15 protein-coding genes and 1 tRNA gene are annotated in these 14,897 nt (G+C 38.6%); 12 read left to right on the forward strand and 4 right to left on the reverse strand.

Going from position 1 to position 14,897, the window contains the following annotated elements:
* The first annotated feature begins 518 nt into the window (after nucleotides 1-518).
* The 3 genes from NF867_RS15835 to NF867_RS15845 all read left to right on the forward strand — a co-directional run bounded on the left by NF867_RS15835 (nucleotide 519) and on the right by NF867_RS15845 (nucleotide 3,004).
* Nucleotides 519-1,538 carry a pyruvate dehydrogenase complex E1 component subunit beta gene (locus NF867_RS15835; protein WP_341870055.1) on the forward strand — a complete coding sequence of 340 codons (1,020 nt, stop codon included), beginning with the start codon at nucleotides 519-521 and terminating at the stop codon, nucleotides 1,536-1,538.
* A 131-nt stretch (nucleotides 1,539-1,669) separates the two neighbouring features.
* Nucleotides 1,670-2,500, forward strand: coding sequence for a CPBP family intramembrane glutamic endopeptidase (locus tag NF867_RS15840; protein ID WP_252589368.1), 831 nt, complete (start codon nucleotides 1,670-1,672; stop codon nucleotides 2,498-2,500).
* A 3-nt stretch (nucleotides 2,501-2,503) separates the two neighbouring features.
* Nucleotides 2,504-3,004, forward strand: coding sequence for an O-acetyl-ADP-ribose deacetylase (locus tag NF867_RS15845; RefSeq protein WP_252589369.1), 501 nt, complete (start codon nucleotides 2,504-2,506; stop codon nucleotides 3,002-3,004).
* A 58-nt stretch (nucleotides 3,005-3,062) separates the two neighbouring features.
* Here NF867_RS15845 and bamE read toward each other — a convergent pair whose 3' ends face one another.
* A complete protein-coding gene (gene bamE, locus NF867_RS15850) occupies nucleotides 3,063-3,329 on the reverse strand; it encodes an outer membrane protein assembly factor BamE domain-containing protein (protein ID WP_252589370.1) in 267 nt (88 codons plus the stop codon).
* Nucleotides 3,330-3,343: 14 nt separating this feature from the next.
* The gene (locus NF867_RS15855; RefSeq protein WP_252589371.1) at nucleotides 3,344-3,826 is read right to left on the reverse strand and encodes an Lrp/AsnC ligand binding domain-containing protein; all 483 of its coding nucleotides are present in this window, start codon (nucleotides 3,824-3,826) and stop codon (nucleotides 3,344-3,346) included.
* Nucleotides 3,827-3,988: 162 nt separating this feature from the next.
* On the opposite strand from NF867_RS15855, the gene NF867_RS15860 reads away from it, so the two are divergent.
* Nucleotides 3,989-4,101 (forward strand) — tRNA-Asp (locus NF867_RS15860).
* A 249-nt stretch (nucleotides 4,102-4,350) separates the two neighbouring features.
* Here the strand turns inward: NF867_RS15860 and NF867_RS15865 are convergent.
* Together NF867_RS15865 and NF867_RS15870 are read right to left on the reverse strand one after the other, a co-directional pair.
* On the reverse strand, nucleotides 4,351-5,628 hold the full coding sequence (locus NF867_RS15865) for an amidohydrolase family protein (protein ID WP_252589372.1): 1,278 nt from the start codon (nucleotides 5,626-5,628) through the stop codon (nucleotides 4,351-4,353).
* A gap of 59 nt (nucleotides 5,629-5,687) precedes the next feature.
* Nucleotides 5,688-8,744, reverse strand: coding sequence for an amidohydrolase family protein (locus NF867_RS15870; RefSeq protein WP_252589373.1), 3,057 nt, complete (start codon nucleotides 8,742-8,744; stop codon nucleotides 5,688-5,690).
* A 179-nt stretch (nucleotides 8,745-8,923) separates the two neighbouring features.
* On the opposite strand from NF867_RS15870, the gene NF867_RS15875 reads away from it, so the two are divergent.
* From NF867_RS15875 to NF867_RS15910, 8 genes are all read left to right on the forward strand, one after another.
* Nucleotides 8,924-9,367, forward strand: a complete 444-nt coding sequence (locus NF867_RS15875; protein WP_252589374.1) for a cytochrome B — start codon at nucleotides 8,924-8,926, stop codon at nucleotides 9,365-9,367.
* Between the two features lie 239 nt (nucleotides 9,368-9,606).
* Entirely contained in the window at nucleotides 9,607-11,019 is a 1,413-nt protein-coding gene (locus NF867_RS15880; RefSeq protein WP_252589375.1) for an anthranilate synthase component I family protein, read from the forward strand.
* A 72-nt stretch (nucleotides 11,020-11,091) separates the two neighbouring features.
* Nucleotides 11,092-11,661 (forward strand): anthranilate synthase component II, encoded by a 570-nt coding sequence (locus NF867_RS15885; RefSeq protein ID WP_252589376.1) that lies wholly within the window; start codon nucleotides 11,092-11,094, stop codon nucleotides 11,659-11,661.
* Nucleotides 11,662-11,760: 99 nt separating this feature from the next.
* Nucleotides 11,761-12,552, forward strand: a complete 792-nt coding sequence (trpC, locus tag NF867_RS15890; protein WP_252589377.1) for an indole-3-glycerol phosphate synthase TrpC — start codon at nucleotides 11,761-11,763, stop codon at nucleotides 12,550-12,552.
* A 40-nt stretch (nucleotides 12,553-12,592) separates the two neighbouring features.
* The gene (locus tag NF867_RS15895; protein WP_252589378.1) at nucleotides 12,593-12,973 is read left to right on the forward strand and encodes a GxxExxY protein; all 381 of its coding nucleotides are present in this window, start codon (nucleotides 12,593-12,595) and stop codon (nucleotides 12,971-12,973) included.
* A gap of 109 nt (nucleotides 12,974-13,082) precedes the next feature.
* Nucleotides 13,083-14,285, forward strand: coding sequence for a GTPase HflX (hflX, locus tag NF867_RS15900; protein ID WP_252589379.1), 1,203 nt, complete (start codon nucleotides 13,083-13,085; stop codon nucleotides 14,283-14,285).
* 78 nt (nucleotides 14,286-14,363) lie between these two features.
* Nucleotides 14,364-14,591 (forward strand): type II toxin-antitoxin system HicB family antitoxin, encoded by a 228-nt coding sequence (locus NF867_RS15905; protein WP_252589380.1) that lies wholly within the window; start codon nucleotides 14,364-14,366, stop codon nucleotides 14,589-14,591.
* Nucleotides 14,588-14,803 carry a type II toxin-antitoxin system HicA family toxin gene (locus tag NF867_RS15910; RefSeq protein WP_252589381.1) on the forward strand — a complete coding sequence of 72 codons (216 nt, stop codon included), beginning with the start codon at nucleotides 14,588-14,590 and terminating at the stop codon, nucleotides 14,801-14,803. Before NF867_RS15905 ends, NF867_RS15910 begins: the two co-directional genes overlap by 4 nt.
* The last annotated feature ends 94 nt before the right edge of the window (nucleotides 14,804-14,897 follow it).

Genomic DNA, 14,897 nt, shown 5'->3' on the forward strand with positions numbered 1-14,897 from the left:
GAGCGATTGTCTTAGTGTACTTTTGCTTCCTTTCTCATTTTAAATCTAACAATAACAAATCTAAAGGAGCGCAGTCGAAGCGTTTAACAACTAGCCTTCGACTCCGCTCAGGCTGACAAATGTCTTTATCTGCTACAACCAACCGTCTCGCTGAGCGCAGTCGAAGCGTTTTAACAACTAGCCTTCGACTACGCTCAGGCTGACAAATGTCTTTATCTGCTACAACCAACCGTCACGCTGAGCGCACGAAGCGTTTTAACAACTGGCCTTCGACTCCGCTCAGGCTGACAAATGTCTTTATCTGCTACAACCAACCGTCACGCTGAGCGCACGAAGCGTTTTAACAACTGGCCTTCGACTCCGCTCAGGCTGACAACATAAAACAATTCCACCTTATCAACCTGATCCATTTTGGTGAATCATTGACTGATTAACAATTCATTAAACACTTTATTGATAATTTAATAACCGCATACCAAAATTTAGCAAGCAATTAATATATTTGCCTCGCTTTTACTATAACCTCTGGTTTAGGTTTAACAAACACAAAACAAATGAGAGAAATTCAATTCCGTGAAGCGCTTCGTGAAGCCATGAACGAAGAAATGCGCAAAGACGAAACCATATTTTTAATGGGCGAAGAAGTAGCTGAATACAATGGTGCTTACAAAGTGAGCCAGGGTATGTTAGCTGAATTCGGCGCGAAACGTGTAATCGACACCCCGATTGCAGAATTAGGATTTGCCGGCATTGGTGTTGGCGCTGCAATGAATGGCCTTAAGCCTATTGTTGAGTTTATGACTTTCAACTTCTCATTGGTTGCAATTGATCAGGTTATCAATGCTGCAGCCAAAATGTACTCAATGAGTGGCGGTCAGTATTCTATTCCAATGGTTTTCCGCGGACCAACTGGTAACGCGGGTCAGCTTGGAGCTCAGCACTCTCAAAACTTTGAGAACTGGTACGCAAACTGTCCCGGTTTGAAAGTAGTAGTTCCTTCAAATCCATATGATGCAAAAGGTTTGTTAAAGTCATCGATCTTAGATCCTGATCCGGTAATCTTTATGGAGTCAGAGGTAATGTATGGTGATAAAGGCGAAGTTCCTGAAGAAGAATATTACTTACCAATTGGCAAAGCCCATATTGTTAAAGAAGGTACTGATGTTACTTTAATCTCTTTCGGTAAAATGATGAAAGTGGTTTATGCCGCTGTTGAAGAATTAGAGAAAGAAGGAATTAGTGTTGAAGTAATTGATTTGCGTACGGTTCGTCCTATCGACTACCCAACCCTGATCAATTCGGTTAAAAAAACTAATAGAATGGTTATTGTTGAAGAAGCATGGCCTTTAGCCTCAATCTCAACAGACATCGCTTTCCACGTACAAAAAAGTGCATTTGACTATTTAGATGCTCCAGTTTTACGTGTTGTATGTGCCGATGTACCACTTCCGTATGCTCCTACTTTAATTGCAGAAGCTCTTCCAAATGTGGCTAAAACAGTTAAAGCAGTAAAAGAAGTATTGTATCTTAATAAATAAGCATCCAATTTATTCACACAATATTAGGCCTCTGATTTATATCAGAGGCTTTTTTATTTTTTGACAGTTTCGATAAATTTTGTTTATTGCCAACGATCAATACTTTAGCAGCTATTAATATCTCAATATTTATGCAAAACAGATTTCCTAAAACCATTAATCAACTCGGCCTTTTTCTACTTATCTATATAGGCTTTTCGGTAATAATTGCACTTCCATTTATTATTAGCACTTATCTTTCTGATAGCCAGCAAAACAGCTGGTTGATAGCAATTACCTCCTTGTTCTTAAATTCTGCTCTTATCATTTACTATTGTCGTAGCGATTGGAAAACAGTCTTCACGGCCCCTTTTACCGATCAGAGAAAAACTCCTGTTTCAATGATCCTTGTGATAACAATAACCACCCTCTTCAGCATAATCACTTGCGATCCCATTGGTGCATTTCTTCATCTTCCTGATTATAGTGGCGAAGCTATTAAAGAAATGATTAACTCACCTGTAATTGGTTTTTTAACCATTTGTATTATGGCCCCCTTGTTTGAGGAAATAATTTTCAGAGGTATTATTCTGAAAGGACTGTTGCAAAATTATTCTCCAGGTAAAGCAATATTCTACTCGGCCTTCGTATTTGGATTGATCCATTTCAACCCTATCCAATCGGTAGGAGCTTTTCTTATTGGATTACTAATGGGATGGCTTTATTATCGGAGCAATGATCTACGACTTACCATTCTGGTTCACTTTACCAACAACAGTCTTAGCTTCTTTCTCTCCAAATTTACTTTATTCAGAGAGTCAGATTCATTTTATGACATCTTAAATAACAATACCATTTATTTCAGCGCTTTAGCAGTATCTTTATTGGGATTGTTTATCTGCATTCAATATTTAAATAAGAAACTTCCTCCTTCTCTCCCAGAAAAGCACTTGTTGAATGTTGATTTCGAATTAACAGACTAAAAAATGATCGAACTACATAAAGGTGATATTACAGCATTTAAGGTTGATGCCATTGTAAATGCCGCTAATCAATCTCTTTTAGGAGGCGGTGGAGTTGATGGAGCTATTCACCGTGCAGCCGGACCAGCGTTATTACAAGAGTGCAAAACGCTAAATGGATGCAAGACCGGTGAAGCCAAAATTACCAAAGGCTATAGTTTACCTGCTCAGTTTGTAATTCATACAGTAGGTCCGGTTTGGCTGGGAGGAAATAATAACGAGCGGGAATTATTATCGAATTGTTATATAAACTCACTTACAATAGCGAAAAATCATCATTTAGCCAGTATTGCCTTCCCGAACATTAGCACCGGAGTTTATGGATTTCCAAAGCCGCTTGCTGCCGATATTGCCGTAAAAACTGTAAAGCATTTTTTAGAAGAAAGCAGGCTACAACGAGTTTTGTTTGTTTGCTTTGATGAAGATAACTACGCTTTATATTCCGAATTGCTGAATTCGATCTAATTTAAAAAAAGAGGCTCTTAAACCAGAGCCTCTCCTAATTCTTATTATTTTACGATTGTTATTGTTTCAACGAATCGGTTGGTTTATCATCTAAAATTTGAACAACCGTATCGCTATTTAATACAATCACTTTATGCTTACTAGGGTATTTCCACATTTCAACCATTACTAAATTGGTTTCCTTTTCAGGTTTACCCACAAGCTTAATTACTTCTTCTTTGGTCATTCCCTGCTTTACGGCTTCAAAGTTCTGCGATTGCTCCTTATTACCGGCACACCCCACAATAGCAAAAGCCAGCAGTCCAAATAAACTGATTCGATTCATTTCTTGTCTTCCGTTTAGTTATCAAGCAAAGTAATCTGACGCTTAATGCTTTCTTCTAACGAAATAAAGGTTTCGGTACGCTGAATTCCTGAGATCACCTGGATCTTTTCATTTAATACTTCGCGAAGGTGAGCAGTATCTCTACAGATAATTTTAGCGAACATGCTATATAAGCCTGTAGTATAATGCAGCTCTACAATTTCCTTTACTTCACCTAACTGATTAACTGCGTCATGGTATTGCGAACCTTTTTCAAGAAATATTCCAAGGAAAGCGCAAACATCGAAACCAATACGCTGAGGATTCACAACCAGGTTAGAACCCGTTACAATGCCCATTTCCTGCAGTTTTTTCATGCGTACGTGTACTGTACCTCCTGAAATAATTAACTCTTTGGCGATATCAGTATAAGGAATTGTGGCGTCATTCATCAACATCGATAAGATCTGTAAATCGAGTTTATCAACTTGTAAAATTTGGAGCTTCTTTTCAAACATAAATTTTTATTTTAATACCAAATCTAATACTTATTTGTTAATATAATAATTTTTAAACTTTTTTCATAAAAAATTTGCAACGAATTGAAGCTTGCCTTATATTTGTATCAACAACAAAGGCAAAGAGGTTAAAATCTCAAAAGCCAAAGTTCTTAAACATAATGTAGGGTGGTGAAATTGGCAGACACACCTCCTTGTCTCGGTGGCGGAGAGTTCGGAAAATCAAGCTTTGCTTGGCTAACCGCTCCGTGAAGGTTCGACTCCTTCCCCTACAGCAAACTTCATAAGGTTTATTGATTGGTACTAAAACACCCTGTCTCCCCGGCAGGGTTTTTAGTTTTATAAGCCTTTTGCAAATAATCTACTATTGTAGCAATTTTTATTTTAAATCAGCAATAAAAATTATGATTTTTTTAAAAAAAATATCCTAAAACCGCCAACGCGTTAAAACTTATTGAATATGCACTAAATAAAAAAAGCGTTAAACAAAACTGTTTAACGCCCAAAAAACATTCTTAAATCGATTATTGCATACTGTACTTATCCGAGAACTTCCGCATTAATAGCTTTTGCTTGTTATTCAAGTCAATTTGGCGACCTTGAATATAAGCCTGTTCAACATTACTGTCTTTCATATCGAGCAAATCGCCCTTAACAATAAGTAGATTAGCATCCTTACCCGCTTCAATACTTCCGGTAATTCGGTCGATTCCCAAAATTTTAGCGGTATTTAGCGTGATCGAGGATAACGCTTTTTCCTTTTCAACACCGTATGCAACGGTAGTACCTGCCATAAAAGGCAAATTACGTTGTTGCCAAAAACCGTCTAAGCTTAATCCGTATAAAATACCAGCATCATTCAATTGCATGGCCAATTTATAGGGCTGATCAACGTCGTTATCTTCCCTGCCCGGCAATGAATGAACTCTTTCAATTAACAACTGAACATTATTCTCCTTTAAAAAAGGCAGCAGCAGGAAAGCCTCCTCAGCACCTACAATCACGGGAGAAATTTTATAGGCTTTTGCAAAAGTCACTGCAGCAAGAATCTCTTTGGCAGAGTTTGCTGAAATAAATAATCGCTTTGCTCCCGTAAATACACCCTTCATGGCTTCGAACTTTAGATTCTTAACTGCTGGATTTGGCAATTGCGCATAAGCCTGTGCCTGTGAGAAATAAGACGATAATAATTGAAGTGATTTTTCACGTTGTTCCTTTTGTTGATCGGCAGGTGCGCCTCCTGCAGTATTGGACATTGTAGGCCAGTTTAAATGCACAACATTGTCGGCTACGTAGGCTGCATCTTCCCAGTTCCAGGCATCGAGTTGAACCACTGACGAGGTACCAGAAATCAGACCACCTTGAGGCACCACTTCGGCCAATAAAACTCCATTAGAACGAACCGTTGATGGAACATCCGAATCAGAATTATAGGATATCAGAGACCTAACATTAGGATTAATGGATCCAACTTCAGCATCGTCATTGGTTGATCGAACAGCTTCCACTTCCACTAAGCCTAAAACAGTATTTGGCGCTATCAAACCAGGATAAACATCTTTTCCCTTTCCGTCGATAACAGTTGCGTTTGCAGGAACATTTACACCTGTTCCAACCGAAGTAATTTTGCCATTTTCAAAAACTACTGTCCCGTTATTGATAACGGTTCCATTTCCGACATGAATTGTTGCTCCTACGACAGCGATAGCTTTGGTCTGTTTTGGAGCCGGAACCGGAATTTGTGCTTCTGCACTAAGAGCAGCCAACGCAAAAAATATGATTGTTAAATATCGTTTCTTCATGATTATATTATTTGAAGCCGGATGATTAGTCATAATTTGCTAATCATCTTTCAAAATTTTTAATGTTGATTTTCTTTATGCTCTAAACCATAGCGATAATTGTAATCAGCATCGCTTTCTGTTCCCCCAAAATGATATTCAGAATCGCAATGATAATCGAACGCCAGTTCACGCATCGGCTTTTGAGTTTTCTCACCTTTGGTTTTAGCGTCGATCATCTTCTGAATTATTCGTGCTCGTTCTGCTTTCACATCCGCTTGCAATTGCTTATCCCGATCGATATCAAAATATACAATGCCGTCAACTATCGTTTTTTCTGCTTTTGCGTAAACCGAAAGAGGACTAGCACTCCACAATACTACATCGGCGTCTTTACCAACCTTGATACTTCCTACCTTGTTATCGACATGCAGCATTTTAGCCGGGTTGAGCGTAACGAATTTCCATGCTTCTTCTTCCGAAACATCACCATATTTAACCGCTTTAGCAGCCTCTTGGTTCAATCGGCGAGCCATTTCAGCGTCATCTGAATTGAAGGCAACCAACAAGCCTGTGCTATGCATAATGGCTCCATTATAAGGAATAGCATCTTTCACTTCCATTTTATACGCCCACCAATCTGAGAAAGTAGATCCCGCCGCACCATGCGCTTTTATTTTGTCGGCCACTTTATAACCTTCCAAAATATGCGTAAACGTATTTACCTTGAAGCCCATCGAATCTGCAACATGCATCAGCATATTAATTTCCGATTGCACATAAGAGTGACAAGTGATAAAACGCTTTTTGTTTAAGATCTCAACCAAAGCATCTAACTCCAGGTCTTTACGAGGTGCAACTCCCGATTTCGATTTATTATATCCATCCCATTGTTTTTGGTATTCTTTTGCACGTTGAAAAGCATCTACCAAAACTTGCTCAACCCCCATACGTGTTTGCGGAAAACGGTAGCGCTGATTTTCGCCCCAGTTTGCTTGCTTTACATTTTCACCCAAAGCGAACTTTATGAAACCATCACTATTCTCAAACTTCAATTCTTCCGGCGATTTGCCCCAACGAAGCTTGATCAACTGAGTTTGGCCACCAATAACATTTGCCGAACCATGCAGAATATGTGAACTGGTTACACCACCTGCCAATTGACGATAGATGTTAATATCTTCCGAGTTAATAATATCGCCTATTCTTACTTCTGAAGTAACCGACTGCGTACCCTCATTTATCCCCCTGGAAATAGCAATATGTGAATGTTCGTCAATTATTCCTGCAGTTAAATGCTTGCCTGTACCATCAATTTCTTTAGCTCCTGAAACAGAAAGATTTTTGCCGAGCTGAACGATCTTGCCTCCATCTAAAAGCACGTCCGTATTCTCCAGTTTTCCTTCCTTTTCATTCGTCCAAACAGTTACATTTTTGATCAAGAGTTTTTCAGCTTTAGGAAGTTCTTTAAATCCGAAAGCAATGAATGGATAGGTAATTGTTCCCAGCGCTTGTTCAGGTTTAGGATCTTCACTTTTTTGATTTTCTTTAGCTGCTTCAGTCCAATCTGCAACCCATGAAACCGATTTTCCATCAGCTAAAACAGCCGTTCCCTTCAGTTGAAGTGGTTCATTATTGGAGATATATCCGGATAAAGCAATATTTCCTTTGGTAAGATTTTTCAGTGAAAAATTGAAATTCAGCATCTCATTTAAACGAGACACTACCGGCTTGGCCTTAACCGTATCAAGCTGAATGCTGGTTTCATTAACAAAAGCCGACTTTCCGCTAAAAGTTAGTTTAACTGTTGGCAAACTTTCAATTTTCAAATTATAAAGACCCCGCAAATCAACCTGCGAAGCATTGTTAACGATCAAACGTTGACCCTGAACCCAGTTCTCAAGTATTAGATTGTCCTTTTTAAACAGGTTGGCTGAAGTGATAATAAAATTGGCATACATTCCTGTTTTAAGGCTTCCCACTTTATCGGTCACATTTAAGAGTTCTGCAGGAGTTTCAGTCAATGCTTTTAGCGCTTGTTTTTCACTCAATCCATTATCAATGGCTTTACGCAAATTCTCCCAGAAATCTTGTCCATCTCCGGATGTGATTGAGAACTTTATTCCAGCCTTCTCCAACTGGCCAGGATTAGACGGTGCCAACTCCCAGTTCTTCAACTGCGAAAGGTTGATCTGCATTGCTTCGTAAGGATCTTCTACCTCATAAGGCTTAGGAAAATTTAATGGAACAATTAAGGCTCCGTTAGTCGCTTTAACCTTATCTAGGCGTTTATATTCATCACCGCCCGATTTAAAGATATACTGAACCCCAAACTCATCACCTATTTTATCGGCGCGAAGAATGTCCAATACATTATCAACTTCAAATATTTGAGGAATAGTCTGCTGTTTATTTAGCTCGTCTAAAGAGATATTAAAATCAGTCTTGTTGGCGCTTGCTTTATACCAGCGGACGTCATAGTAGGTTTGACGGAGCAGCGCAATGCACCCCATTAACGCACTTGGGTAATCTTGCGTTGAGGTTCCTTTGCTGAATGAATAATTAGAAGAGGTTCTATCGTTGGCAATGACTTCGTTTTCTTTACCGTTTGCAAGAGTTACAAAAGCGGAAGTACCACGAGCAATTCCATCACGATTTACCACGTTAACAGCTCCAAAACCCAGTTTACGTAAATCGGCCGCTTTCTTTTCATCAACCTGAAAATAGCTTTTCGCATCATACTCAGGCACAATAGCCTCATTCCAATTATAGGCTCCCTTTTTACTTGACAAAAACTGCGGTGTTGCCCTGAAACTACGGGCCCCTGCTTTTATCTCAGGCAAACCATACGATGTAAAAGCATCGATAAATGCCGGGTAAATAAACTTACCCTTCAAATCGGTGACAACTGCACCTTGCGGTATTTGCACCGCTGTTCCAACCGATTCGATTTTTTTACCCCGAATTACCAGTGTTGCATTTTGCAGAACGGTTTCGGCGTTTACAAAAATAGTGGCATGAGTAAACGCATATAAATCGGGCCGTTGATCTTGTACACCATTAACAGGAAAGGTTTCCTGGGCAAAAACCCTGAATCCACTTACCAGAAACAGTGTAAATAGTAAACTTTTCTTCATAAAACATTTTTTATCTGACCTAAAGTAAATAATTATGTCGTGATTGAATCTATACTTAACACAAAAGCCCTATTCAAAATAAAAATTTGACAAGCAGAAGTTACCGCATTCAAGCATCTTACCTGCAATTCATCTTTTATTTCTAAAGTGTATATTTGACAGCATTAAAATCGACAAATATGTATACAGGACTTTTACATCTCCATTCTTTGTTGCGCTGGATCGCGCTAATTCTACTGATTATTTCTGTAGTTAAAGCCTTTAGTGCATGGAACAACAGCAGTAAACTTTATACCGAAGGAAATCGAAAACTTAATTTATTTACGCTGATCTCTGTTCACCTTCAATTGGTTGTTGGTTTTGTGCTGTATTTCGTTAGCCCAAAGGTTCAGTTTGCAGCAGATACTATGCGCAACTCTACACTAAGATATTTTGCGGTTGAACACGTTTTGATGATGGTTATCGCTATTGTATTAATAACTATCGGCTACTCAAAAGCGAAACGTTTGGAAATTGGATTTGAGAAAAACAAAAGGATCGCTGTATTCTACGGACTTGGATTATTGCTGATTTTGGTTGCCTTAGCAGCTGCTCCTTACAACATTATCACTAAGTTTTTTTAAATTTTATTTGGAAAGCTGAATTGCGTTTTCCATTTTTGAAACCATGAACAATAAAAACACAAATATTTTTGCCTGGTGGCGTTGCAATAACTAATTGCGACCTGGCTTTATATTTTGTGTTTACCGAATAACCCTGAAAAAGATTTTATGAAGCTTGTCGCACTGCGGCAAGCTTTTTTTATGCTCAATCCGCAAACATACGAAGACAAGCATGAACAGTAAAAACCTGAAAATGAGCAATGAAAACATTTAAGTCTGAAACAACCTTTAAAAAGCTACTGGCCGACACAGCTACCCCAGTAAGTATTTACCTGCGTTTGCGCGATGAATTTCCGAACAGTTTATTGCTTGAAAGCTCCGATTATCATACCCGTCAGAACAGTATGTCATACATCTGTTGCAATCCGATAGCGGAAGTTAAAATTGAGAACGGCATTTATTCTGAATCCTTCCCTGATGGAACAACAACAGAGCTTGTTGCTGCAAATGAAAATATAACTGATCGCCTGGCAGCTTTCTGTAAACGTTTCGAATATGACCCTAACGTTTCGTTCAATTTTATAACCAATGGACTGTTCGGCTATTTCAATTACGAAATGGTTGAACACTTTGAAGACATTAAACTGAATAGCACCAAGCGCCCGGAACGGGAAACTCCAGAGCTGCTTTACCATGTTTATCAAACGGTTATTGCTATCAATCACTTTAAAAACGAGCTGTATATTTTCAATCATAATTATGCAGATCATCTAAGCAATACCACAATTGAACGAGTAGAATACCTGATCAGAAATAAAGATTTCCCACAATACCATTTCAAGGCCCTAAATCACGAAACATCCAATTTCACCGATGAAGAATTCTTGAAAGTGTTAGAAAAGGCTCAGAAAAATGTGTTTCGCGGAGATATATTCCAGATTCAGATTTCCAGAAGCTTTTCTCAGGAGTTTCAGGGTGATGACTTTAACGTTTATCGTGCATTACGTTCAATCAACCCTTCTCCTTACTTATTCTATTTCGATTACGGTAACTTTAAATTATTTGGCTCTTCTCCCGAAATTCAATTGGGCATTAAAAACGGAGTCGCCTCAATTCATCCAATTGCAGGAACTTTCAGAAGAACCGGCAATGATGCCGCTGATGCTGAATTGGCAGAAAAGCTAAAAAACGACCCCAAGGAAAACGCTGAACATGTAATGCTGGTAGATTTGGCTAGAAACGATTTAAGTCGCCATTGCGATAAGGTTAAGGTAGATCGTTTCTGTGAAATTCAATATTACTCTCATGTTATTCACCTGGTTTCTGCAGTTACTGGAAAACTAAAACCAAACACAGAGCCTTTAAAAGTAGTGGCTGATACATTTCCTGCAGGAACTTTATCAGGTGCTCCTAAATATCGGGCAATGCAATTGATAGATGAATATGAGCATGGAGAGCGCGGGTTTTATAGCGGTGCTATTGGCTTTTTAGGTTTTAACGGTGAGTTTAATCATGCCATTATGATCCGTACTTTTATGAGTAAAAGCAACACTTTAAATTACCAGGCTGCGGCCGGTGTAGTTGCCGACTCTGTGTTAACCAGCGAGCGTCAGGAAGTTTATAACAAAATGGCCGCCTTAAAGAAAGCAATCGAATTAGCCGAAGAGATTTAATCGGTGAATCATTTTAAAAATCAATGCAATAGGTGTAATCACCAATTAAAATCAGTGTAATCACTAAAAAACATGAAAATCCTTATTCTAGATAATTACGATTCGTTTACCTACAACCTTGTTCATTTGGTTGAGGAAATTGGAATTGGCGAAGTTTCAGTATTCAGAAACGATAAAATTTCGTTGGAGGATGTGAATCAATATGATAAGATCATCCTTTCTCCGGGACCTGGCTTACCTGAAGAAGCCGGTATAATGCCTCAACTGATCAAAACCTATGCTGGTAAAAAATCCATCTTAGGCGTTTGTTTGGGTCATCAAGCTATTGGCGAGGCTTTTGGTGCCAAGCTTTTCAATCTTTCAAGAGTGCTACACGGAATAGCTTCACCAGTTAAAATAACTGATAGTAATGAGCTGATCTTTAAAAACGTTCCTCAGGGAGTTAACATTGGGCATTATCACTCATGGGCTGTAGCCACCGAGGGCTTACCAGCTGAATTGGAAGTAACGGCAGTTTCTGAAGATGGAACCATTATGGCCATGCGTCACCGTGACTTTGATATTCGTGGCGTTCAATTTCACCCTGAGTCGGTATTAACGGAACATGGCAGAACCATGCTGGAAAACTGGATAAAAAATTAATTTGAGAATTTAAGGATTTGGGAATTTGAAGAAATGCCTGTTCCCAAATCTACATTGCATGAAACCTATTATCAAATTCCCCAATTTTCAAATTAAAACATGACCATTTTAGATAAAATTGTAGCCCGTAAAAGGGAAGAAATACTTGAAAACAAAACTCAGAATCCGATTAGCGTACTTGAAAAAAGCGAGTTTTTTGACCGTGAATGTTATTCGTTGAAGGAAGCATTAACCAACCCAGAGAAAATTGGTCTGATTGCTGAGTTTAAGAGAAAATCCCCTTCAAAAGGCATCCTAAATGCCGATGCGGATGTTGCTGAAACGACAAAAGGATATGTAGCTGCAGGAGCCTCGGTGCTTTCAGTTTTAACTGACGTTGATTTTTTTAACGGTTCGAACGAAAACCTCATTAAAGCTCGCAAGGTAAATGAAGTACCTATTTTGCGCAAAGACTTTATTGTTGACGAGTACCAAATATTGGAAGCTAAATCAATTGGAGCCGATGTTATTTTGTTGATAGCTGCTTGCCTTTCTCCTGAAGAGTTAAAATCATTAGGTGCCTTTGCACAAAGTTTAGGCATGAGCGTTTTGCTAGAGGTTCACGACAAGCACGAACTTTTATGCAGTATCAGTCCTTATATTGATGCTATTGGTGTTAACAACCGAAACTTGTCTACTTTTAATGTCGATATACAAACATCATTTGAACTGGCGGATTTAATCCCAAATGAGTTTGTTAAAGTATCGGAAAGTGCGTTATCAAATCCGCAAACCGTTATCGATCTAAAAAATGTTGGATATCGGGGATTCCTGATCGGAGAAACCTTTATGAAAACCCCTGACCCGGCTAACGCGTGTAGAAAGTTTGTAGAAGAAGTGAGAAATTTATAAATCACGCAAAGACGCTAAGTCGCAAAAAACCTATCTACCTATGTTAAACGAGAATGAATTAGCAGCAATAGCTGTTAACTGTTGTTTTAAAATACATAATGAATTAGGGCCTGGCTTATTAGAATCAATCTATGAGGAAATTCTATATGTGGAACTTTCCAAACACAACCTTGATATTCAAAAACAAAAAGGAATCCCTGTTTACTGGGATAATAAAAAGTTGGACATGGGTTTTAGAGCTGATTTAATACTTGAAAACAAATTAATAATAGAAATTAAATCTGTAGAATCATTATGCCCGGTTCATTACAAACAACTACTTACTTATTTAAAGCTAACCAATATAAAGCTTGGGATTTTGGTAAATTTTAATGAATCATTAATTAAAGATGGCTTGAGAAGAGTCGTGAACAATTTATAATTCAGTCTATAGCCTTATTTCTTATAAATCTTTGCGTCTTAGCGACTTTGCGCGACAAAAGTTATCGACCAAATATTTTTCCGTAAATTTGCGCCCTTGAAATTATTGAATGGGAACTTATAGTACAGCAAAAAAACAGGAAAGAGCCGTTTTAGTAGGTGTTATCACTCCTGATGAAACCGAAGAACAGGAAAGAGAGTACCTCGATGAGTTGGCCTTTTTAGCTGAAACAGCAGGAGCCCAAACCATTAAAATGTTTATGCAAAAACTGCAACGCCCCGACTCAAAGACATTTGTAGGAACGGGAAAACTGCAGGAAATTATAGAATACGTACAAGCCGAGGAAGCGGATATGGTCATTTTTGATGATGAGCTTTCCCCTTCACAGCTACGTAACCTTGGTCGTGAATTTAAAGAAGTGAAGATTCTCGACCGCAGCAACATGATACTCGATATTTTTGCCAGCAGAGCACAAACTGCCCAGGCAAAAACACAGGTGGAACTTGCCCAATATCAATACTTATTACCACGACTTACCCGCATGTGGACCCACCTTGAACGTCAGCGCGGGGGAATTGGTATGCGAGGTCCTGGTGAATCTCAAATTGAAACCGACCGTCGTATCATTCTCGACAAGATCGCTTTACTAAAAGAGAAACTAGAGAAAATAGATAAGCAAAATGCTACACAGCGCAAAAACCGTGGTGAATTGGTTCGGGTTGCTCTTGTTGGTTATACCAACGTGGGAAAATCAACCATTTTAAACTTGCTAACCAAGTCGGAGGTATTTGCCGAGAATAAACTATTCGCTACACTTGATACTACTGTTCGTAAGATGGTGATCCAGAACCTTCCTTTTTTACTTTCAGATACAGTAGGATTCATCCGCAAACTCCCTCACCATTTGATCGAATGTTTTAAATCGACATTGGCCGAGGTTCGCGAAGCCGATATTTTAATTCACGTAGCCGATATTTCACATCCCAACTTTGAAGATCACATCAACACGGTGAACGAGACGCTTAAAGAACTAGGCGCTCGTGATAAAGAAATGATCACGGTGTTCAATAAAATTGACGCGTATAAAGGCGAGGGTGATACCACCTTATCACTTGATGAATTTAAAAGCACCTGGATGGCCAAGCATAATTCTCCGGCAATATTTATTTCGGCACAAAACAAGGTAAATATTGATAGCCTCCGGAAAGAGATCTACGAAAAGGCCAAAGCGATTCATTTGAGCAGATATCCCTATGATGGTTTATTGTACAATATGGATTATGTTGTAGAATCAGATGACCAGCAAGAATAACGAGCCAACTTTGTCAAAATATAAACCCAATCATTTAATTTCGATTGGGTTTATTACTTTTATATAAAGTGAATTAAGATGAAAAGCCTGACCTATAGAATATTATTAAACAAGGAGCAAGAAGGAGGTTATACGGTAACTGCCCCTACCTTGCAGGGTTGTATTTCTTATGGAGAAACGATTGATGAGGCAATTGAAAATATAAAGGAAGCAATTGAGCTATATATTGAAGCTCTGAAAGAAAGTGGAGAAACTATCCCAACGGAAGAAAACACACTAGAATATTCCTTAACAATTTCTGCATGAGCAACACTCCTTCCCTGACCTCAAAGGAAATTATAAAAATACTTTTGAGGAAGGGATTCATACTCGAACGGACAAAAGGTAGTCATCAATTATTCTTCCACCCTGATTCAAAACGAAGAGTTATTGTACCAATGCACAATCGGGATCTCCCCAAAGGAACATTTTATTCTATCCTTAAACAAGCAGGGATTTCTAAAGAAGAATTAACCTAAGATTTTCAAAATAACCCACCCTATAGAGGCTGTCTCAAAAGGGGCAGCCTTTTTAGTTGCCGAGAATTGACTGTATATTTTTTGATTGAGAATT

Source organism: Solitalea agri, assembly GCF_023914155.1.
In the GTDB taxonomy this organism is placed as follows: Bacteria; Bacteroidota; Bacteroidia; order Sphingobacteriales; family Sphingobacteriaceae; genus Solitalea; species Solitalea agri.

Coding starts and splice junctions, on each gene's coding strand:
- NF867_RS15840 (WP_252589368.1), top strand. CDS start 1,670: ATGCAAAACAGATTTCCTAAAACCATTAATCAACTCGGCCTTTTTCTA.
- NF867_RS15845 (WP_252589369.1), top strand. CDS start 2,504: ATGATCGAACTACATAAAGGTGATATTACAGCATTTAAGGTTGATGCC.
- bamE (WP_252589370.1), bottom strand. CDS start 3,329: ATGAATCGAATCAGTTTATTTGGACTGCTGGCTTTTGCTATTGTGGGG.
- NF867_RS15855 (WP_252589371.1), bottom strand. CDS start 3,826: ATGTTTGAAAAGAAGCTCCAAATTTTACAAGTTGATAAACTCGATTTA.
- NF867_RS15865 (WP_252589372.1), bottom strand. CDS start 5,628: ATGAAGAAACGATATTTAACAATCATATTTTTTGCGTTGGCTGCTCTT.
- NF867_RS15870 (WP_252589373.1), bottom strand. CDS start 8,744: ATGAAGAAAAGTTTACTATTTACACTGTTTCTGGTAAGTGGATTCAGG.
- NF867_RS15875 (WP_252589374.1), top strand. CDS start 8,924: ATGTATACAGGACTTTTACATCTCCATTCTTTGTTGCGCTGGATCGCG.
- NF867_RS15880 (WP_252589375.1), top strand. CDS start 9,607: ATGAAAACATTTAAGTCTGAAACAACCTTTAAAAAGCTACTGGCCGAC.
- NF867_RS15885 (WP_252589376.1), top strand. CDS start 11,092: ATGAAAATCCTTATTCTAGATAATTACGATTCGTTTACCTACAACCTT.
- trpC (WP_252589377.1), top strand. CDS start 11,761: ATGACCATTTTAGATAAAATTGTAGCCCGTAAAAGGGAAGAAATACTT.
- NF867_RS15895 (WP_252589378.1), top strand. CDS start 12,593: ATGTTAAACGAGAATGAATTAGCAGCAATAGCTGTTAACTGTTGTTTT.
- hflX (WP_252589379.1), top strand. CDS start 13,083: ATGGGAACTTATAGTACAGCAAAAAAACAGGAAAGAGCCGTTTTAGTA.
- NF867_RS15905 (WP_252589380.1), top strand. CDS start 14,364: ATGAAAAGCCTGACCTATAGAATATTATTAAACAAGGAGCAAGAAGGA.
- NF867_RS15910 (WP_252589381.1), top strand. CDS start 14,588: ATGAGCAACACTCCTTCCCTGACCTCAAAGGAAATTATAAAAATACTT.